Annotated in this window: 18 protein-coding genes and 1 pseudogene; 9 read left to right on the forward strand and 10 right to left on the reverse strand. The window is 65.6% G+C overall.

Annotated features, from left to right (window positions below):
• Positions 1 to 7: 7 nt before the first annotated feature.
• Together U5A89_RS03500 and U5A89_RS03505 are read right to left on the reverse strand one after the other, a co-directional pair.
• On the reverse strand, positions 8 to 1054 hold the full coding sequence (locus U5A89_RS03500) for an oxidoreductase (protein WP_338159784.1): 1047 nt from the start codon (positions 1052 to 1054) through the stop codon (positions 8 to 10).
• Positions 1051 to 1773: an arylesterase gene (locus U5A89_RS03505; protein WP_338159785.1), complete on the reverse strand. Its 723-nt coding sequence runs from the start codon at positions 1771 to 1773 to the stop codon at positions 1051 to 1053. Before U5A89_RS03505 ends, U5A89_RS03500 begins: the two co-directional genes overlap by 4 nt.
• Between U5A89_RS03505 and U5A89_RS03510 the strand changes: the two genes are divergently transcribed.
• From U5A89_RS03510 to U5A89_RS03520, 3 genes are all read left to right on the forward strand, one after another.
• The gene (locus tag U5A89_RS03510; RefSeq protein ID WP_338159786.1) at positions 1772 to 2473 is read left to right on the forward strand and encodes an ABC transporter ATP-binding protein; all 702 of its coding nucleotides are present in this window, start codon (positions 1772 to 1774) and stop codon (positions 2471 to 2473) included. The two genes, U5A89_RS03505 and U5A89_RS03510, sit on opposite strands and share 2 nt — an antisense overlap.
• The gene (locus tag U5A89_RS03515; protein WP_338159787.1) at positions 2470 to 4992 is read left to right on the forward strand and encodes an ABC transporter permease; all 2523 of its coding nucleotides are present in this window, start codon (positions 2470 to 2472) and stop codon (positions 4990 to 4992) included. Before U5A89_RS03510 ends, U5A89_RS03515 begins: the two co-directional genes overlap by 4 nt.
• Positions 4993 to 5104: 112 nt before the next feature.
• A complete protein-coding gene (locus U5A89_RS03520; RefSeq protein WP_338159788.1) occupies positions 5105 to 5824 on the forward strand; it encodes a cupin domain-containing protein in 720 nt (239 codons plus the stop codon).
• 96 nt (positions 5825 to 5920) lie between these two features.
• On the opposite strand, the gene copD is transcribed toward U5A89_RS03520, so the two are convergent.
• Positions 5921 to 6784, reverse strand: coding sequence for a copper homeostasis membrane protein CopD (gene copD / locus U5A89_RS03525; protein WP_338159789.1), 864 nt, complete (start codon positions 6782 to 6784; stop codon positions 5921 to 5923).
• Between the two features lie 6 nt (positions 6785 to 6790).
• Positions 6791 to 7165 (reverse strand): copper homeostasis periplasmic binding protein CopC, encoded by a 375-nt coding sequence (copC, locus tag U5A89_RS03530; protein ID WP_338159790.1) that lies wholly within the window; start codon positions 7163 to 7165, stop codon positions 6791 to 6793.
• Between the two features lie 139 nt (positions 7166 to 7304).
• On the opposite strand from copC, the gene U5A89_RS03535 reads away from it, so the two are divergent.
• From U5A89_RS03535 to U5A89_RS03560, 6 genes and pseudogenes are all read left to right on the forward strand, one after another.
• Positions 7305 to 7571, forward strand: a complete 267-nt coding sequence (locus U5A89_RS03535; protein ID WP_338159791.1) for a hypothetical protein — start codon at positions 7305 to 7307, stop codon at positions 7569 to 7571.
• On the forward strand, positions 7568 to 8005 hold the full coding sequence (locus U5A89_RS03540; protein ID WP_338159792.1) for a periplasmic heavy metal sensor: 438 nt from the start codon (positions 7568 to 7570) through the stop codon (positions 8003 to 8005). The genes U5A89_RS03535 and U5A89_RS03540 overlap by 4 nt, the downstream gene beginning before the upstream one ends.
• Entirely contained in the window at positions 8002 to 8583 is a 582-nt protein-coding gene (locus U5A89_RS03545; protein ID WP_338159793.1) for an RNA polymerase sigma factor, read from the forward strand. Before U5A89_RS03540 ends, U5A89_RS03545 begins: the two co-directional genes overlap by 4 nt.
• Positions 8584 to 8589: 6 nt before the next feature.
• Entirely contained in the window at positions 8590 to 10329 is a 1740-nt protein-coding gene (locus U5A89_RS03550; RefSeq protein ID WP_338159794.1) for a copper resistance system multicopper oxidase, read from the forward strand.
• Positions 10326 to 11245, forward strand: a pseudogene (locus U5A89_RS03555) (copper resistance protein B). The gene U5A89_RS03550 and the pseudogene U5A89_RS03555 overlap by 4 nt, the downstream one beginning before the upstream one ends.
• A 132-nt stretch (positions 11246 to 11377) precedes the next feature.
• The gene (locus tag U5A89_RS03560) at positions 11378 to 12091 is read left to right on the forward strand and encodes a copper resistance protein B (protein ID WP_338159795.1); all 714 of its coding nucleotides are present in this window, start codon (positions 11378 to 11380) and stop codon (positions 12089 to 12091) included.
• Between the two features lie 86 nt (positions 12092 to 12177).
• Here U5A89_RS03560 and U5A89_RS03565 read toward each other — a convergent pair whose 3' ends face one another.
• From U5A89_RS03565 to U5A89_RS03590, 6 genes are all read right to left on the reverse strand, one after another.
• Positions 12178 to 13332 carry a M20 aminoacylase family protein gene (locus U5A89_RS03565; RefSeq protein ID WP_338159796.1) on the reverse strand — a complete coding sequence of 385 codons (1155 nt, stop codon included), beginning with the start codon at positions 13330 to 13332 and terminating at the stop codon, positions 12178 to 12180.
• Positions 13333 to 13420: 88 nt separating this feature from the next.
• A complete protein-coding gene (locus U5A89_RS03570; RefSeq protein WP_043149307.1) occupies positions 13421 to 13915 on the reverse strand; it encodes an Lrp/AsnC family transcriptional regulator in 495 nt (164 codons plus the stop codon).
• A 19-nt stretch (positions 13916 to 13934) separates the two neighbouring features.
• Positions 13935 to 15347, reverse strand: coding sequence for an aminotransferase class III-fold pyridoxal phosphate-dependent enzyme (locus tag U5A89_RS03575; protein ID WP_445190625.1), 1413 nt, complete (start codon positions 15345 to 15347; stop codon positions 13935 to 13937).
• A gap of 327 nt (positions 15348 to 15674) precedes the next feature.
• Complete coding sequence (locus U5A89_RS03580) at positions 15675 to 16742, reverse strand: tartrate dehydrogenase (protein ID WP_338159798.1); 1068 nt, start codon at positions 16740 to 16742, stop codon at positions 15675 to 15677.
• Positions 16743 to 16834: 92 nt separating this feature from the next.
• Complete coding sequence (locus U5A89_RS03585) at positions 16835 to 18298, reverse strand: NAD-dependent succinate-semialdehyde dehydrogenase (RefSeq protein ID WP_338159799.1); 1464 nt, start codon at positions 18296 to 18298, stop codon at positions 16835 to 16837.
• Positions 18295 to 19152, reverse strand: coding sequence for a GNAT family N-acetyltransferase (locus U5A89_RS03590; protein ID WP_338159800.1), 858 nt, complete (start codon positions 19150 to 19152; stop codon positions 18295 to 18297). Before U5A89_RS03590 ends, U5A89_RS03585 begins: the two co-directional genes overlap by 4 nt.
• Positions 19153 to 19282: the final 130 nt, after the last annotated feature.

Consider the following 19282-nt stretch of genomic DNA (forward strand, 5'->3'; position numbering starts at 1 on the left):
TCAATCATCAGGGCAGGGGCAGCGTCACGACCCGGCCGTCGCGTGCGGACAGCAAAGCAGCGTCGATAACCGCCTGTACGCCCAACGCCTCTTCAATCGAAATCGGCAGCGCCTGTCCAGTCAACAGCGCCTGCGCCACCTGACTATAGAATAGCTGCTGGCACCCGATGGCTGCCGGACGCAGCATCACCCCGCCATCGCCATCCCGTTGTTCGACCGGATCAGGATCGACGCCCCAGCCAGCATCGCCCGGCCGCGATCCCGCGATCAACTGCGCTTCCTGGGGATCCATCCGCCATTTGACGATCGACCCCTTGTCGCCATGCACGGTAAAGCGCGGACTGCCGCCGGCGTCGCCACCGGGTGCCGTCAGGCTGGCGTGCAGTACCACCCGCATCCCGTCATAGCGCAGCACGACATGCGCCCAGTCATCAGAGGCCGATCCGGGCCGCAGCGCAGCGATATCGGCGCTGACCGCCAGTGGCGCGCCGAACAGGGCCAGCGCCTGGTCCACCAGATGCGGCCCCAGGTCGAACCACACGCCCGACCCCGGTGATCCATCCTCCCGCCAGCGGTCGCGCACCTCCGGGCGAAAGCGATCGAAATGGGACTCGAAATGGGTTACCCGCCCGACCACTCCGTCTTCGATCGCGGCGCGGATGCTCAGAAAATCGCTATCGAACCGGCGATTATGAAACACCGCCAACTGCCGCCCGTGCGCGTTCGCCAACGCCGCCAGATCGCGCGCCTCCGCCAGCGACAGGGCGAAGGGCTTGTCCACCACCACATGCTTGCCCGCGCGCAGCGCATCCGCTGCAATCGCAGCATGTGTCGCACTCGGTGTCGCAACCACCACCAGATCGATCGCCGGATCGGCCAGGATATCGGCCTGCGTCCCGCAACGGATCGCCGGATCGAGCGCCGCCACCGCATCCGCGCGGCTGGTCGCGATCGCCACCAGGTCCAGCGCCGACGTCGCACGGATCAGCGGCGCATGAAACACACGCCCCGCCATGCCATAGCCGATCAGGCCGACCCTGATCCGCCCGCTCACGATGGCAGCGCCCCCGCGACTACCGGCGCCAGCTTGCCGACGATCACCGTCACCCCCTTGTCATTGGGATGAATGCCATCGGGCAGCTGCAACGCCCGGTCGCCGATCACGCCGTCCAGCATGAAGGGATAGAGCGTCGCATCATATTTACGCGCCAATTCCGGGAAAATGGCGTTGAACGCGCCTGCATAATCCGGCCCCATATTGGGCGACGCCATCATCCCCGTCAGCAGGATAGGAATATCGCGCTTCTGCAATGCCGCCAATATCGCGTCCAGATTGGCCCGCGTCTCGACCGGTGACAGCCCGCGCAGCATGTCGTTGCCGCCCAATCCCACCAGCACCAGGTCGGGCTTGCGCGGCAAACCGTCCAGCGTGAAGGCCAGCCGCGCCAGCCCCGCCGCCGTCGTGTCGCCCGACACCCCGGCGTTGATCACCCGCGCCTTCACCCCGCGCGCCTGCAATGCGGCCTGCAGCACCGGCGCAAGCCCCTTGTCCTGGTCCAGATTATAGCCGGCATACAGGCTGTCGCCGAACGCGACGACAAGCCGTTCGTCCGCCACAGGCGTCGCCGCCTGCGCGCCATTGTCGACCTGCGCTCCATTGTCCGGCAGGGCAGGGGCCGCTGTTTTATCCGAACAGGCCACCGCCAGTTGGACAATCAGCGCCAACGCCCCATATTGCATCCAATTGTGGCCCAAGGAGCGCTCCTTCTTCATGCATCTTCCCATCGATCCCGCCACTATCGCGATCCGCGCGCAGGATGTCACGCTTTCGCTCGGAACGCGCGAAGCGCCGGTGGCGATCCTCAAGGGCGTGGACCTGACCATCTTGCGTGGCGAGAGCCTAGCGATATTGGGCGCATCGGGATCGGGCAAAAGTTCGCTGATGGCGGTACTCTCAGGGCTGGAACGCGCCAGCGGTGGCAGCGTCAGCGTGGGCGGCGTCGATTTCGGCGCGCTGGACGAAGATGCGCTGGCCTGCGCCCGCCGTGGTCGCATCGGCATCATCCTCCAGAGCTTTCACCTGCTCCCCACCATGACCGCGCATGAAAATGTCGCCGTGCCGCTGGAACTGGCGGGCCATGCCGACGCCTTTGGTCGCGCGGCGGACGAACTGCGCGCCGTCGGCCTTGGCCACCGGCTCGACCATTATCCCGCCCAGCTTTCGGGCGGCGAGCAGCAGCGCGTCGCCATCGCCCGCGCCGTAGCCCCGCGCCCGACCCTGCTCTTCGCAGACGAACCGACCGGCAATCTCGACGCCACCACCGGCGCGACCATCATGGACCTGTTGTTCGAACGGCAACGGGCGGCGGGCGCGACCCTCGTGATCATCACCCATGATCCGGTTTTGGCGGAACGCTGCGGGCGCATCGTGGAAATGCGCGACGGCCTCATCCTGTCGGATCGCGCCATATGAACGCCATTGGCTGGCGCGCCAGTTGGCGCATCGCCCGGCGCGACCTGCATCTGGGCTTTCGCGGCCTGCGCCTGCTCTGTCTCTGCCTGTTTCTGGGTGTCGCGACCCTCGCCGCGATCGGCAGCCTGACGTCCGCGATCACCCAGGAACTCAGCGACCGGGGCCGCACGCTGCTGGGCGGCGACATTGAAATCGCCATGACCCAGCGCGAAGCGCGCCTCGGCGACAAGGAAGCCTTCCGCCAGCTCGGCACGCTCAGCGAAACCATCCGCCTGCGCGCCATGGCCCAGCGGGACGGGCAGGGGAGGGGGGACGCGCCACCTGCCGTCCTCACAGAACTCAAGGGCGTCGATACCCTCTACCCGCTTTACGGCACACTCACCCTGCGCAGCGGCACTTATCGTCCACTCGATTCCAGCCACATCCTGATCGGCGATGCGCTGGCGGAGCGGCTGGCCGTCCGCCCCGGCGACCGCCTGCGCTACGGCACCGCCAGCTTCACCATAGCAGGCGTCATCGCCGACGAACCCGATCGCCTGGGCGAAGGTTTCACCCTCGGCCCCGTCGCCATCGTCTCGCTCGACGGCCTGCGCCGCACTGGCCTGATCCAGCCCGGCAGCCTCTACAGCAGCAAATATCGCATCCGTCTCGCCCCCGGTTTCGATCCCGCCACCGTGCGTAAGGATATGGAAAAGGCGCATGACGCCGACGGCTGGACATTGAAGGATCGGGATCGCGCCGCCCCTGGCGCCAATCGCTTTATCGAACGCATGGGGCAATTTCTCTCGCTCATCGGCCTGGCCGCGCTGGTCATCGCCGGGATCGGCGTCAGCAATGGCGTCGCCTCCTATCTCGCCGCCAAGCGCGGCGGCATCGCCACCCTCAAGGTGCTTGGCGCGACCTCCGCCGATATCGGCCGCATCTACCGCATGCAGGTTGGCGCGGTGGCATTGCTCGGCATCGTCGCGGGTCTCATCGTCGGCGCACTGTTGCCGTCGGTGATCGTCACGCTGGCGGGCGACGTCCTGCCGGTCAGCCCCGGCTTCCGCCTCCATGCCATACCGTTGCTGACCAGCGCCGCTTATGGCCTGCTCATTGCTTTCCTCTTCACCTTCCCGCCGCTCGGCCGCGCCCGCACCCAACCGGCCGCCGCGATCTTTCGTGGCGCGGTGGAAAGCGGCAGCGGTATCGACCGACGCAGCCTTGCCGCCATGGCCGGGGCAGGGGCGTTGCTCGTCGCGCTGGCGCTGTTCACCGCGCGCGAACCGCTCTTCTCCGCCGCCGTCCTTGGCGCGACCGCCGCAGTGCTGCTGCTCCTGCTCGGCCTTGGCTGGGCCGTGCGCCGCCTCGCCCTGATCGCCCCGCGCCCGCGCCGCCCTTTGCTGCGCCTCGCGCTCGCCAATCTCCACCGCCCCGGCGCGCAGACCGCCGCGCTGATCGTCGCGCTCGGCCTCGCCCTCACCCTGTTCGTGACGCTGGCGGGCATCCAGACCAGCCTCAATAGTGAAATCCGCAACGTCGTGCCGGAAAAAGCGCCCAACCAATTCGTGCTCGACATCCCCTCGACCCAGGCCGATCGCTTCCGCGCCATCACCCTGGCCCAGGCGCCCGAAGCGCAACTCAACATCGTCCCCACCCTGCGCGGCACGATCGTCGCCTATGGCGCGCAAAAGGTCGCTGACCTGAAGGCATTGCCCGAAGGCGCCTGGTTCCTGCGCGGCGAACGCGGCGTCACCTACAGCGCCGTCCTGCCGCAGGGCAGCGACCTGACTGCAGGCCAATGGTGGCCGCGCGACTATGCCGGGCCACCGCTCGTCTCGCTGGACGAGGAAGCGGCAAAGGTCATGCAAATCGGCGTCGGCGACACGCTGACCGTCAGCGTACTGGGCCGAGAAATCACCGCCCGCATCGCCTCCCTGCGGAAGGTCAATTGGGACACGATGGGCTTCAACTATATCCTCGTCTTCTCCCCCAACGTGCTCGCCACCGCGCCGCACAGCATGACCGCAACCATCACCATGAACCCCGGCCGCGACAGCGCCATGACCCGCACCCTGCTCGCCGCCTTTCCCGGCATATCGGTGATCGCGGTGGGCGACGTGATCGATCAGGTCGGCACGATCATGACACAAATGGCGCAGGCCATCGTCGCCGCCGCCTCGGTCGCGATCCTGGCGGGCATCGCCGTGCTGGTCGGCGCCATCGCCGCCTCGCGCCAGGCGCGCAGCTATGACAGCGTCATCCTGAAAACGCTGGGCGCGACCCGCTGGCAGATATTGGCGGGCCAGGCGCTGGAATATGGCCTGCTTGCTTCCATGCTGGCGCTGGTCGCGCTGGCGCTCGGCACGACGGCCGCCTGGTTCGTCATCGTGCGCATCTTCGAATTTAGCTGGTCGCCCGACTGGCCGATCGTGCTGGCGACGCTGGGCGGCGGCGCGCTGCTGACGCTGGGCATCGGCCTGGCAGGCGCGATCCCGCTCATGTCCGTCCGCCCCGCCCGCGCGCTGCGGCAGTTATAGCGGCGCAGAACAGCGCAAACGGCAGGGATGGCGGCCCTTCCCCATCCCCTTGGCGCAACCTGCCGCACTCGCCGCGCTAGTCTCCCGGCTGAATTTTTCCACGGAGACTGCCATGACCAGCACCGCATCGCGCACCCGCTCCTTCATCGACCTGCGCGCCTGGGCCGCGGATGTCACCGTCGCGCCGTTGGGCGGAAACCCCTTCCTGACCGCACGCACGGCTCTGCCTTTGGCGGACGGCCCGATCAGCGCAGGCCTCATCGCCTTGCCATGCGGCACCGGCGCTGTCGCCGCCATGCCCGCCGAAGAGTTCATGATCGTCGCGTCCGGCGCACTGCGCATCGAACAGGGCGGGCAGTCTTTCGCATTGGCCGAAGGCGACAGTCTGCTGCTCCGCGAAGGTGCGGCCTTCACCTGGACGGCCGACACGGAAACCCGCCTGTTTTTCATGCGCCGCACCGGTGGCCCAGCAGGCGACGGCGCGATCATCCCGGTCGATATCGACGCCCAACTCGAACCTTCAGGCGCGCCGCTCGCCGAACTGCTGGTCGGCCCGACCCCGCAATGCCGCAACCATGGCGACTATAAATCGGAAGACGGCGAGTTCATGGTCGGCACATGGGATTCGACCCCCTATCATCGCCGCCCGATGCTCTATCGCCATTATGAACTGATGTACCTGCTCGACGGCAGCGTCACCTTCGTGGATGAAGACGGCGCGCAAGCCACCTTCCACCAGGGCGACATCTTCCTGGTCGAACAGGGCGCGTCCTGCAGTTGGGACAGCCAGGTGCATGTCAAGAAAGTCTATTGCATCTACCGCCCGGCATAAGGAACGATAAGCAAAGCGTGTTCCCGCGCAGGCGGGAACCCAGTCCCGCCGTTTCAACTGGGTTCCCGCCTGCGCGGGAACACGCCGCTCCGTACTTCACTCCATCGGATCCAGCGTCCCCAACCAGGCCACCAGCCCGATAATCGCCACAGCCGCGCTCGTTTCCACCAGCAACGATAGCCGCAGATGCGCGATCGCGCGCTGCGGCGTCCCGCTCTCCAGCATCGGCGTCAGCCGCCAGCGGTTCAATCCCGCCAGCCCCAGCATCACCCCGAACAGCGCCAGCTTAGCCCCCAACAGCCACCCATAAAAACTGCCCGTCAGCGCGGGCAATTGCGCCCATCCCACGATCATCACCGCATTGATCGCGCCGCTCACGACCAAAGTCACGACGATCAGCGTCCCCATCAGCGCAAAGCGCGACAGCATCATGGCGACGCGCCGCATCTCGACCGTCGTCGGGCGGAGCGCCAGCACCGCATGGCACAGCACCGCCAACGCCCCGATCCATCCCGCCGCCGCCCAGATATGCGCCACATCGGCCATCTGGTGGATCGTCCCGGCCATATCTTCGGTCGCCCCTGCATGACCCGTCCACGCCAGCGTCGCCGCAGCAACGGCGGCCGGAACCATTGCCAAACGCTGGCGATCGGCCGCCGCAAACAGCAGCGCCATCAGCAATGCGCCACAACGCACAGCCAGCACCGGCCCGATCGGCGTCATCGTCAACAAAATGACCGCCGTCCGCCAATCCGGGGACGTGATCTGCACGCTGGTCATCGCCGCGACGCTGGCGAACAGCCACAGCGCAGACAGCGCCATGCCGCCCAAGGCCAGCGCCACCACCACGCCGCGCCGACCCGCCATGCCCATGACCCACCAGAACAGCGGCAGGCCCATGAGCAGGGCGAGGTCGATCATCAGCGCGAAGCGCGCACCGATCAACGCCCCCTGCGTCATGACGGCTTACTTGACCTTGAAGCTGTAGCCGCCTTCCATCTTGTGCTGGTCCGCGCCGACCAGATGCCATTTCAGGTCATAGCTGCCGGCGGGCAGCGCGCGGGGGAAGGTCAACGTCATCGTCTTGCCCTCGACGGCGGTCTTGAACCCCTTGATCGGCATCGGTTCGTGATTGGCCATGCCCGGCATCCCGGTCATGGTCAGCTCCGCCCCGCTCAGCGGCGCCAGGAACGTTTCCGAAAAGGTCAACGTCACCTTGGTCGGCTTGGCGACGGTCGCATTGGCGGCCGGGGTGGACGACACCAGCTTGCTGTGCGCACTGACGGCGCCGGGCAAGGCGATCGCGACGACGGCGGCAATGGTCAGGAAAGAACGGTTCATGGGGCAGTCTCCAGTCAGGGGTGATGCCGGGTTTACGCATGGACTTGCCCGATCCCTCGCGCCATGCGCATATTTTTTCTGTGGGTCGCATGAGGGGCAGGGCGGTCCCCGCGCGTATGCGCTGACGTAAGGATGGAGAATGACGATGGCCGATCTGGATCAGTTACTGGGCGCGGTGCGCGCCATGCCCACCGATGCGCGGCTGGTCGATATCGACGCGGCGGTAATGGGCGGCCTGGCCCGGCGGCGTGACCGCATCACCGCGCGGCGCAGCCTGCTGCTGGCGGGCGTGCTGGCGCTGGGCATCGGCTGGGTCGGCAGCATCGTGCCAGCGACATCGGCGCAGGCCGCACCCACGCCGATCGGCATGTCTGACTATGCGCCCTCGCGCCTGCTCGGCCAATGACCCTCCGCCGCTATGCGCTGGTCGCGCTGGTTGCCTTCGCCGCGGCACTGGCGGCGGTGCTGGTCGCGCGCACCTGGCTCGCCCCACCGCCGCGCGTCGAAAGCCAGGTCCACGCCCTGCTGCATGAGAAACTGACGCTGGACGCCACGCAGGAACAACGCATCCATGCGCTCGAAGCCAGCTTCGCCAAACGCCGAGAAGCGCTGGAGGCGGCCATGCGCGCCGACAATCAACGGCTCGCCGCCGCGATCGAGGCGGAGCATGGCTATGGTCCCAACGTCGCGCAGGCCGTCGATCGCTCGCACCACGTCATGGGGCAATTGCAAAAGGAAACGCTCCAGCACATCTTTGCGATGCGCGGCGTGCTGCGGCCCGATCAGGCGGCGCAGTTCGACGCCGCCATCGTCAAGGCGCTGACTCAGCCCGCCCAGTGACGGACCTTGACGCCGAACCGGACGACCAGACCCTCGCCATCCGCGCGCTGGCGGGCGATCAGTCCGCCTATGGCGCGCTGATGGCGCGCCACCGCGACGCTGTCTATCGGCTGGCGCGCGGCGCGATCGGCGACGCTGACGAAGCGCTCGACATCACGCAGGAAAGCTTCGTCGCCGCCTTTGCCGCGCTCGCCCGCTATGATGGCGCGCGCCCGTTCCGCGTCTGGATCGCGCGCATCGCGCTCAACAAATGCCGCGACTGGGCGCGCCGCCGCACCGTCCGCCGCTTCTTCGCCTTCGCCAAACCGATCGACGATGCCCTTGCTGTCGCCACTTCCGACGCCACGCCGGAAGAAGCCGCCCATTCCCGGCGCGAAGTCGCCCGCATCAACGCGGCCATCGCCAGCCTGCCGACCAAGCTCAAGGACGTCCTCCTGCTCCGCACGATCGAGGGGATGAGCCAGACAGACACCGCCCAAGTCCTGGGCATCACCGAAAAGGCCGTTGAAACCCGCCTCTACCGCGCTCGCGCGAAATTGACGGAAATATTGAGGGATGACGGCCCCGCCCGCGTATGAAGGGGCATGACGAACGCCCCCCTCGACCGCCGCACCCTCATCAAAAGCGCCGCCGCCCTCGGCATGGCGGGCGCTTTCCCCGCCTGGGCGCGCAGCGGCACGCCGGGCCTGCACCCCGCGCCGGGCGTGCTATCGGGTGATCGCATCGCACTGACGGTGGGGGAAAGCCATTTCGGCACCGGCGGCCGCTCCGCCCATGCGATCACCATCAACGGCACCGTCCCTGCGCCGCTGATCCGCCTGAAGGAAGGCCAGCGGGTCCAGCTCGCCGTCACCAACATGCTTCGGGAAGACACGTCGATCCACTGGCACGGCCTGATCGTGCCCTTCCAGATGGACGGCGTACCCGGCATCAGCTTCCCCGGCATCCGCCCGGGCGAAACCTTCACCTACGACTTTCCCATCCGACAATCCGGCACCTATTGGTATCACAGCCATTCGGGCATGCAGGAAGCGATGGGCCATTATGGCCCGATCGTCATCGATCCCGCCGGTGCCGATCCGGTGCAGGCCACGCGCGAGCATGTGATCGTGCTGGCCGACTGGTCGCCGGTCCATCCCCATATCCTGCTCAAGCGGCTGAAACAGTCCGGCGGCTATTATAATATGCAGCGCCAGACGCTCGCTGGCCTCATCAAGGGCAAGGACCAGAGCGCCAGGGACCGGATGGACTGGGGCAAGATGCGCATGGACCCCACCGATATTTCGGACGTCACCGGCTCCACCTACAGCTTCCTGATCAACGGCCATGGCACGCCTGAAAACTGGACCGGCCTGTTCACGCCCGGAGAGCGCGTGCGCCTGCGCATCATCAACGCGTCGGCCATGACCAATTTCAACGTCCGCCTGCCTGGCCTCCCCATGACCGTGGTCCAGTGCGACGGCCAGCATGTCCAGCCGGTCGAAACGGACGAGTTTCAGATCGGCATCGCCGAAACCTACGACGTCATCGTCCAGCCGACCGACGCCAAAGCCTATGGCCTGATCGCCGAAGCCATCGACCGCTCCGGCCTGGTCCGCGCGACCCTCGCCCCGCAACTCGGCATGGTCGCGCCCATCCCCGCCCTGCGCGCACGCCCGCTCCTCACCATGAAGGATATGGGCATGGATATGTCCGGCATGGACATGGGGCAGGAGGGCGTCATCGATTTGAGCCAACCCGCCAACGACAGCATGTCCGGCCACGCCATGAAGATGCTGGACCCCTCGGTCGCGCCGCAAGTGCCGATGGGACCGGGGGTTGCAACCCTCTCCGCCATGCCGGCCGATCGCACCGCCGACCGGCCGACAGGGCTGGAGGATGTCGATCACCGCGTCCTCACCTATGCCGACCTGCGATCGCTCGAACCCAACCAGGATGTCCGCGCGCCGACCCGTTCGCTCGACATCCACCTGACCGCGAATATGGAACGCTATATGTGGTCCTTCGACGGGGTAAAGCTGTCCGACGGCGCGGAGCCGATCGCCTTCCGCCATAATGAGCGGGTCCGCATCACCCTCATCAACGACACGATGATGCCGCACCCCATTCACATCCATGGCCATTTCTTTCAGCTGCTGACCGGCGACGATCCGACCCACAACCCGCGCAAGCATACGGTCAACGTCCTGCCCGGCGGCAAGATCAGCTTCGATCTCACCGCCGACGCGCTCGGCGACTGGGCCTTCCACTGCCACATGCTGATGCACATGCATGCCGGGATGATGCGCGTCGTTACCGTCCGTCCTGCGGAGGATGCCGCATGAACCGCCTGATCGTCACCACGCTGTTGGCCGCCAGCACCGCCACGCCCGCCTTCGCGCAAGACCATAGCCAGATGGGCCATAGTGCACATCAGATGCCGCCAACGTCGCAAGAGCCGGCGACGGACCAACCCGCCAACCCCCACGCCGGTCACGCTATGCCCGCATCCGACGACGCCGTGCCCAAAGGCGTCGCCCCCCCAATCCCCACCGATCATGCCGCCGACACGCTCTACGATCCTGCCACCATGGCCCGCGCCCGCGCCGCCATGACGAAGGAAAATGGCGGCATGACCTTCTCCCAACTCATGATCGACCGCCTCGAATATCGCGCGCAAAAGGGCGCGGACGGCTATCATTGGGAGGGCGAAGGCTGGATCGGCGGCGATATAGACCGCCTCGCCATCAAGTCGGAGGGGGAGGGCGCAATCGGCGGCCGCCTGCACCAGGCCGAACTCCAGGCGCTCTACAGCCGCGCCATCGACCCGTGGTGGAATATCGTCGCTGGCGTTCGCCAGGATTTCCGCCCCCAGCCGCAACGCACCTACGCCACGATCGGCATAGAAGGCCTCGCCCCCTATTGGTTCGAAGTCGAAGGGCAGGCCTTCCTCTCCGACAAGGGCGACGCCCATCTGCGGCTGGAGGGCAGCTATGACCAGCGCCTCACCCAGCGCCTGATCCTGCAACCCGCCGCCGAAGTGAATATCGCCGCGCAGGACGTGCCGGAACTGGGCACAGGCTCGGGCCTCTCCACGGTCGAACTGGGCCTGCGCCTGCGCTACGAGTTCGCTCGCGAATTTGCGCCCTATATCGGCGTCAACTGGGAACGCAGCTTCGGCGACACCGCCCGCTACGCCCGCGCCGCGGGGAGGGGGCGTCTGCCACCAGCCTGGTGATGGGCATCCGCTTCTGGTTCTGACGGCGGCGGCACAAACTGCCGCCTTACGGAAATAATTAGCGATCAACACAGCGCGCGGCGTCCGGCTTCGCACGATGGCACCGCGCCCGCCGATTACTCTTCGATCCGATACCGAAAAACGGATCAGGGTAGATGCTGCGTTCCGCCTGTCTGGGCTTTCTTCCATTCCTATGCGCCCTTCTCGCAGCCACCCCAGCGGCTGCGCAGGACGACACGCAGCAATGGACGCTCAGCGGCGGCTTCGACCTCATCGAACTGCGCGCGGGCAAGGGCGACGATGTCTTCCTGTGGGACGGCACCTTTTCGCTCGGCAACGCCACCGACCAGTTGATGCTCGTGACCCAGGGCGGCGGCGCACTCGGCAACCAGATCGATGAAGTGCAGGCCCGGCTCTTCTACGGCCACAGCATCGGCAATACGACATTGCTGGTCGGCATACGCAAGGATGTCACCCCGCATCCGCGCGACATCCACGCCATCATCGGCGTTCAGGGCAATGTCGGCACCCGCCTAAGCTGGGAAAGCTACGCCTTCCTGTCCGACAAGGGCCGCCTGACCGGCGAAGCCCAGATCGTCTATCAACTGCCCATCACCGATCGCCTCTATCTGGAACCGCGCATCGGCGTCGGCTGGTCGGCCAGGAGCGTCGCCGCCGAAGCCGTGCGATCCGGCTTTACCGAAGGAGAAGGCACGCTACGCCTGCGTTATCGCCTGACGCCCAAGCTCAACATCTACACCGCACTCGTCCATGAACGACTGCTAGGCGGCACCCGCCGCCTCGCCCGCGAACAGGGCGAAACGCGGCAATCGACCATGGCGATCATCGGCTTCGGCTTCAGCCTCTAATCAACGTCCCGCGTGTTCCCGCGCAGGCGGGAACCCAGTCCCACCGTCTCCACTGGATTCCCGCCCGCGCAGGAAAACACCACGCCTCAATCACGCAACCCCAAATGCCGCTCCGCCAGCGCCACATGCAACCGGACGCCCAGCCCCAGCACATCGTCGTTGAAATCATAATGCGGATTATGCAGCGGCGCGCCGCCCTCCGCCTTCGCCTGTCCCAGCCAGATATAGGCGCCCTTGCACGCCTGCAGCATGAAGGCGAAATCCTCCGATGTGAAGGCCGGGTCCGGCGCCAGTCGCGCCATCCCCACGGTCGCCGCCGCGTCCAGCGCTTCCTGCGCCGCTTCCGCATCGTTGATCGTAGCGGGGTAATAGCGTTGGTAATCGACCACCGCAGTCAATTCGCCCGCCAATGCGACGCCCGCCGTAATCTCGCGGATCGACGCTTCGATCCGGTCCTGCACCGCCGGATCGAACGTGCGCACGGTGCCGGATATCGTCACCAACTCGGGGATCACATTATGCGTATGCCCGCCATGAATCTGCGTGATGGACAGCACCGCCGACGCGGTCGGCGCAATCCGACGCGATACGATCCCCTGCAATTGCTGCACCAATGCTGCAGCGGTAAGAATCGCGTCGGGCGTGTCCTGCGGGATCGCAGCATGGCCGCCGCGCCCCGTCAGCCGGATTTCGAACTTGTCCGCCGCGCCCATGATCGGGCCGGGCCGCGTCGCGATCGTACCCGCGGGCAGATCAGGCCAATTATGCAGCCCGAACACCCGATCGCACGGAAAACGCGCGAACAACCCCTTGTTCACCATCTCCCGCGCGCCGCCCTGGCCCTCTTCGGCCGGCTGGAAGAAGAAATTGACCGTCCCATCGAAATTACGGCTGCGCGCCAAATGCTGCGCAGCACCCAGCAGCATCGCCACATGCCCGTCATGCCCGCAGCCATGAAAAGTGCCGGGCGTCGTGCTGGCATAGGGCAGATCGGTCTGCTCCTGGATCGGCAGCGCGTCCATGTCCGCCCGCAACCCGATGCTGCGCGAAGACGTACCGTTGCGCAGCACGCCCACGACCCCTGTACGCCCGATCCCCTCATGCACCTCCAGCCCCAGCGCGCGCAATTGCTCGGCAATCCGTGCCGCGGTGCGATGCTCGCAAAAGCCCAGTTCAGGATGCGCATGAATATCGCGCCGGAACGCGATCAGCGGTTCGATCAGGTCGGTGATGTCGGTCATAAACTATGGTGTTCCCGCGCAGGCGGGAACCCAGTCCCACCGTTTCAACTGGGTTCCCGCCTGCGCGGGAACACGCCCTACTTCAAAGCTACCGCTGTTCGCCAAATAAATGCTGGATCGGATAATGATGCTTTATGAAAGGCGACTTGATCACGACATAGCTGAAATATTTTTCGATGCCGTAATCGCTTTCCAGCATCCCCTCGACGATGGACTGATAATGCGCCACGCCGCGCGTCACGAATTTCAGCAGATAATCATATCCGCCGCTGACCAGATGGCACTCCACAATCTCGTCCAGCTTGCGAATACGCGTCTCGAACCGGGAAAAGTCGCCCGCGCGATGTTCGGTCAGCGTCACTTCGGTAAAGACGGTCAGATATTCGCCCAGCTTGTGCAGATTGATATGCGCGCCATAGCCGGTGATATAGCCAGCCTTTTCCAGCCGCTTGACCCGCGTCAAACAGGGGCTAGGCGACAGGCCGACCGCATCGGCCAGTTCGACATTGGTGATCCGGCCCGACATCTGAAGCTGCGTCAGGATTTTCAGGTCGATCCTGTCCAGTCTGGGTCCGCCCAACATATGCCTTGCTCCCCGTCTCTTATCCCAGCGCCGCGCGAATATCCGCCTGTTCGAGCAGTCCGTCGAGCGTTTTCCGTATGCGCGCAAATATCTCGCCCATCTCCCCGTCCGACGCGCACAGCGCCGGGGCCAGGCCGATGATAGTGTCGGCAAAGGCGCGGAAAATGACGCCATTGGCATAGCCATCGGCGAACAGCCGGTCGGCGACCTTCAGCGCCGGGTCGAACCGCGCCTTCGTCCCCTTGTCCGCCACCAATTCGATCGCGCCCAGCAAACCGCGCCCGCGCGTGTCGCCCACCAGCGGATGATCGGCCAGGCCCGCCAGTCCCGCGTCGAAGCGCGCCGCGACCCGCTGCCCGTTCGCCAATATGCCGCCCTCGGTATAGAGGCGCAGCACCTCCAGCCCCACCGCCGCGCTGACGGGATGGCCCGAATAGGTCGCGCCATGGCCGATCACCACGTCCGCCGCCGCGCCGTCGGCAATGCCCTGATACACCTTGTCCGAAATCAACAGCGCGCCCATCGGCACATAACCGGCGGTCAGCCCCTTGGCGACGGTCATCAGGTCCGGCGTCACATCCTCCGCCTCGCACGCGAACATCGGCCCCGTGCGCCCGAACGCGGTGATCACCTCATCGGCGACCAGCAATATGTCCAGTTCATCGCACGCCTGCCGCATGGCTTTGAGCCAGCCGACCGGCGGCACGATCACGCCGCCCGATCCCTGGATCGGCTCACAGAAGAAGGCCGCGACATTGCCCGCGCCCAATTCCGCCACCTTGTCCTTCAACTGCTGCACCGATCGCGCGATGATCGCGGCGTCATCGCCTTCCAGGTCGCTGCGATAGGGGTAGGGCGACGCGATATGATGCTGCCAGCGCAAAGGCAGATCGAACCCGCGATGGAAATTGCTAAGCGCCGTCAGCCCCGCGCCGGTGCTGCTCGATCCATGATAGCCGCGCTCCAGCGCGATGCATTGTTTCTTGGCGGGCTTGCCGATGGCATTGAAATAATGGGTGATATAACGGATCGCGCTGTCCACCGCGTCCGACCCGCCCAGCGTGAAATAGACATGGTCCAGCCCCTCGGGACTAAGCGCAACCAACTTCTGCGCCAGCAGGGCCGCGGGCTCGCTGCCGAAATGGAAATAGCCCGTGGCGTAGGGCAGGCGGCGCATCTGCTCGGCCGCCGCCTCCACAATACTGTCCTGCCCATAGCCGACATTGACGCACCACAATCCCGCAAACGCATCCAGCACTTCGCGCCCGTCCATGTCCGTCAGCCACATGCCCTTGCCGCTTTGCAACATGGTCGCGCCACGCGCTTCATGCGCGCGGAAGGACGTGACGGAATGGATCAGATGATCGCGGTCGATGTCCAGCAGGGATCGGTTGGATTGGTGCATCGTCGGGTTGCTCGCCATGGTGGTTATGGACCCAGCCTATCCTCATGCCGCAGGCGCAAAGCCCGATATGGGGCAGATTGCGACCATCGCCGCGCTTAATCGCCAACCGACGCAGCATAATATGCCGCTGTCCTACACCGCACCTGCTTTGCTAACGAGTGTGTTACCGCGCAGGCGGTAACCCAGTCCGACGGTCTGAACTGGGTTCGCCCGCGCGGGAACACGCAACCTTTCTGCCACTTTTCGATAGGACTAAGCCAGCGCAACAAAATGTCGAAATCAGCGGGAAATGTGCGAAGTTAAGCGAGGGCATCCTTCCCGCGACCCGTTCGCTTCGAGCGTAGTCGAGCCCACTCAGTCCAACGCCTCGGCAATCGCCTTCCCGCACTCCACGGTACTGGCCGTCCCCTTCAAATCCCCGGTCCGCAGCCCCGGTTCCGCCAACACCGTCTCCACCGCGCGCATGATCGCAGCGGCGGCCTCCGCTTCGCCCAGATGCTCCAGCATCATCGCCGCCGACCAGATCTGCCCCACCGGATTGGCAATGCCTTTCCCGGCGATATCCGGGGCCGATCCATGCACCGGCTCGAACAGCGAAGGATGCGTGCCGTCCGGGTTGATATTGCCCGACGGCGCCACCCCGATCGTGCCTGTGCAGGCGGGGCCAAGGTCGGACAGGATGTCACCGAACAGGTTGGATGCCACCACCACGTCGAACCGGTCGGGGTTCAGCACGAACTGCGCGGTCAAAATGTCGATATGATATTTGTCATGGGTGACGGTCGGATAGTTTTTCGCCATCGCCTCCACCCGCTCGTCCCACCAGGGCATGGTGATGGCGATGCCGTTGGACTTGGTCGCCGACGTGACATGCTTGCGCTCCCGCGTCGCCGCCAGATCGAACGCATAGCGCAACACCCGGTCGGTGCCATGCCGCGTCATCACCGTTTCCTGAATCACGATTTCGCGATCGGTGCCGGGGAACATCTTGCCGCCGACCGAACTATATTCGCCCTCGGTATTTTCCCGCACCACCCAGAAATCGATGTCCCCCGGTTCGCGCCCTACCAGCGGGCACGGCACGCCGGGCATCAACCGCACGGGGCGCAGATTGACATATTGATCATATTCGCGCCGGAACTGGAGCAGCGATCCCCACAGCGACACATGATCCGGCACCGTATCGGGCCACCCCACAGCGCCGAAGAAGATCGCGTGGGGCTTGCCGATCCGGTCCTTCCAATCGTCCGGCATCATTTGCCCATGTTTGGCGTAATAATCGCAGCAGGCGAAATCCTGCCACGTTTGCTCGATCGTAAAGCCGTACAGGCTCGCCGCCCGCTCCAGCACGCGAATGCCCTCGGGCATCACTTCCTTGCCGATGCCGTCGCCGGGAATGACGGAAATGGAATAGTTGCGCATGATACATCCTTTATGACGGACGTGTTCCCGCGAAGGCGGGAACCCAATTCGGACGGCGGGTCAGGTTCCCGCCTGCGCGGGAACATGCTGCGTTACAGTTTCAGCCCGCCAATATGGAACGCCTTGGTTTCCAGATATTCCTCGATCCCGGCATGGGCACCCTCGCGGCCCAGGCCCGATTGCTTGATCCCGCCAAAGGGCGCCATCTCCATCGCCATGCCGCCGGTATTGAGCACCACCATGCCCGCCTCCAGCCGCTCGCCCACGCGAAAGGCGCGATGCAGATTTTCGGTGTAGAAATATGCGGCCAGGCCGAAACTCGTGTCGTTCGCCAGGGCGATGCCTTCCTCTTCATGGGTGAAGCGGAACAGCGGCGCCACCGGGCCGAACGTCTCTTCGCCCGCCAGCCGCATGTCGCGGGTTGCGCCGGTCAGGATGACGGGCGTGGCGAAACGGTCGCCGGTCGCGCCTTCGGGCGCCTGCGCGAACAGCGTCGCGCCATGGGCCAGCGCATCGTCGACATGCGCCCTGACCTTTTCCACCGCCGCCCGGTTGATCAACGGCCCGATCGTGCTGCCGTCCTGATCGCCCGGCGCGATCTTCAGGGCCGATACCGCTTTGGCCAGCTTCTCAGCGAAAGCATCGTGAATGCCGTCCTGCACCAATATGCGGTTGGCGCAGACGCAGGTCTGGCCCGCATTGCGGAACTTGCTCGCCATCGCCGCCGCGACCGCCAAGTCGACATCGGCATCGTCGAATACGATCAGCGGCGCATTGCCGCCCAGTTCCAGGCTCAACCGCTTGATCGTGTCGGCGCTCTGCCGCATCAACAGCGCGCCCACGCGCGTCGATCCGGTGAAGGACAATTTGCGCACCGTCTCGCTGCCGGTCAGCACCGCGCCGATCGGCGCCGCCTGCCCGGTCACGATGTTGATCACCCCCTTGGGAAATCCTGCTTCTTCCGCCAGCTTGATCAGCGCCAGCGCGGTATAGGGCGTCAATTCCGAAGGCTTGACCACCACCGGGCATCCCGCTGCCAGCGCGGGCGCGCATTTGCGGGTGATCATCGCCGCCGGGAAATTCCATGGTGTGATCGCCGCCGACACGCCGACCGGCTCCTTCATCACCAATATGCGCCGATTGGCTTCGGGGGCGGGGATGATGCTGCCGTCGATCCGGCGGCCTTCTTCGGCGAACCATTTGATGAAGCTCGCCGCGTAACGGATTTCGCCTTCGGATTCCGCTATGGGCTTGCCCTGTTCGGCGGTCATGATGCGGCCCAGATCGGCCACATTGTCCATCACCAGCGCATACCAGCGTTCCAGCAGGTTGGCCCGTTCCCCGGCAGTCTTCGCGCGCCATGCGGGCCACGCCGCCTGCGCTGCATCGACTGCCGCCTGCGTATCGGCCTCGCCGCAATCGGGCACGGTGCCGATGATCGCCCCGGTCGCCGGATTGTCCACGTCCAGCGTCGCGCCGGACGCCGCGCCCGTCCATTGCCCGCCAATATAGGCTTGCTGAACGAACAGGGCGGGGTTGTTGAGGATAAGGGTCATCCGAGCGCCTGCGTGGTCAGAGAGAAGGTCGTGATCGACGGATCGCTCGCGGGCGCCGGGCCGCGCATCATGCGCATCACCCGGCCGACACAGGGCAGCCCCAGTTCGTCCAGCCAGCCGCCCAGGCCGCTTTCTTCCGGCACGTCCAGTCGGCAGAACATGCCGCTATTGGACCCCAGCCAATGGGAAATCAGCGCCTTCGCCCCGCCCGTATCGGGCGCGATCGTCGGCCCGACGACATAGCCCCGGCCGAACCGGCGGAACAGCGCAAAGCCCACCGGTTCGTTGTTGCGCGTCAGCACCACGCCCTGCGCGCCCGGCACCAGCGCGTCGAGCAGCGCATCGCGATCCATGCCCGAAGCGCGCCGCGCCAGGTCACGCAGCGTCGGCATATCCTTCACCCCCAGCGGCCGCACTCGCTCGTCGGGGATCAGTTCCGCCATTGGCACTGCAAAGGCCGCGCCCTGATGCTGGAACACCGGACCATAGGGTTCGAACCCCAGCTTACGATAGAGCGGCGCGCCTTCTTCCGTGGCGTTCAGCAGGACGGTGCGACCGTCTAGGTCGCCCAGCACCGCTTCCATCAGCCGCCGCCCCAGCCCCATGCCCTGCGCGCGGGGGGACACGATCACCATCCCCAGCGTCGCGGCATCCGCGCCATAGAGCCACGCCATGGCAGTGCCGATCACTTCACCGTCGCGCTCGACCACATAGCCAAAGCCGAGGCCGAACAATATCTCCCAATCCTCGATGCGGTGGGGCCATTTCTGCTCGCTCGATAGCATATGGCCGGCGGCCAGATCGTCCGCGGTCATCCGCCGCAACGTCACCATCGCCTCTATATCTGTCGCCATGCCTCTTGCTCCTCGGCGGAAAAGGAACGTCCGCCTGCTCTACCTCAATCCGTGGGCGGGACATTAGGATCGTGCGTCAAGCATTGGCTGCCGCCTTCGCCCCGATTTTGGAAGATTATCGCGCGTATTT

It is taken from the genome of Sphingobium sp. HWE2-09 (assembly GCF_035989265.1).
In the GTDB taxonomy this organism is placed as follows: Bacteria; Pseudomonadota; Alphaproteobacteria; order Sphingomonadales; family Sphingomonadaceae; genus Sphingobium.

Coding starts and splice junctions, on each gene's coding strand:
- U5A89_RS03510 (WP_338159786.1), top strand. CDS start 1,772: ATGCATCTTCCCATCGATCCCGCCACTATCGCGATCCGCGCGCAGGAT.
- U5A89_RS03505 (WP_338159785.1), bottom strand. CDS start 1,773: ATGAAGAAGGAGCGCTCCTTGGGCCACAATTGGATGCAATATGGGGCG.
- U5A89_RS03515 (WP_338159787.1), top strand. CDS start 2,470: ATGAACGCCATTGGCTGGCGCGCCAGTTGGCGCATCGCCCGGCGCGAC.
- U5A89_RS03520 (WP_338159788.1), top strand. CDS start 5,105: ATGACCAGCACCGCATCGCGCACCCGCTCCTTCATCGACCTGCGCGCC.
- copD (WP_338159789.1), bottom strand. CDS start 6,784: ATGACGCAGGGGGCGTTGATCGGTGCGCGCTTCGCGCTGATGATCGAC.
- copC (WP_338159790.1), bottom strand. CDS start 7,165: ATGAACCGTTCTTTCCTGACCATTGCCGCCGTCGTCGCGATCGCCTTG.
- U5A89_RS03535 (WP_338159791.1), top strand. CDS start 7,305: ATGACGATGGCCGATCTGGATCAGTTACTGGGCGCGGTGCGCGCCATG.
- U5A89_RS03540 (WP_338159792.1), top strand. CDS start 7,568: ATGACCCTCCGCCGCTATGCGCTGGTCGCGCTGGTTGCCTTCGCCGCG.
- U5A89_RS03550 (WP_338159794.1), top strand. CDS start 8,590: ATGACGAACGCCCCCCTCGACCGCCGCACCCTCATCAAAAGCGCCGCC.
- U5A89_RS03560 (WP_338159795.1), top strand. CDS start 11,378: ATGCTGCGTTCCGCCTGTCTGGGCTTTCTTCCATTCCTATGCGCCCTT.
- U5A89_RS03565 (WP_338159796.1), bottom strand. CDS start 13,332: ATGACCGACATCACCGACCTGATCGAACCGCTGATCGCGTTCCGGCGC.
- U5A89_RS03570 (WP_043149307.1), bottom strand. CDS start 13,915: ATGTTGGGCGGACCCAGACTGGACAGGATCGACCTGAAAATCCTGACG.
- U5A89_RS03580 (WP_338159798.1), bottom strand. CDS start 16,742: ATGCGCAACTATTCCATTTCCGTCATTCCCGGCGACGGCATCGGCAAG.
- U5A89_RS03585 (WP_338159799.1), bottom strand. CDS start 18,298: ATGACCCTTATCCTCAACAACCCCGCCCTGTTCGTTCAGCAAGCCTAT.
- U5A89_RS03590 (WP_338159800.1), bottom strand. CDS start 19,152: ATGGCGACAGATATAGAGGCGATGGTGACGTTGCGGCGGATGACCGCG.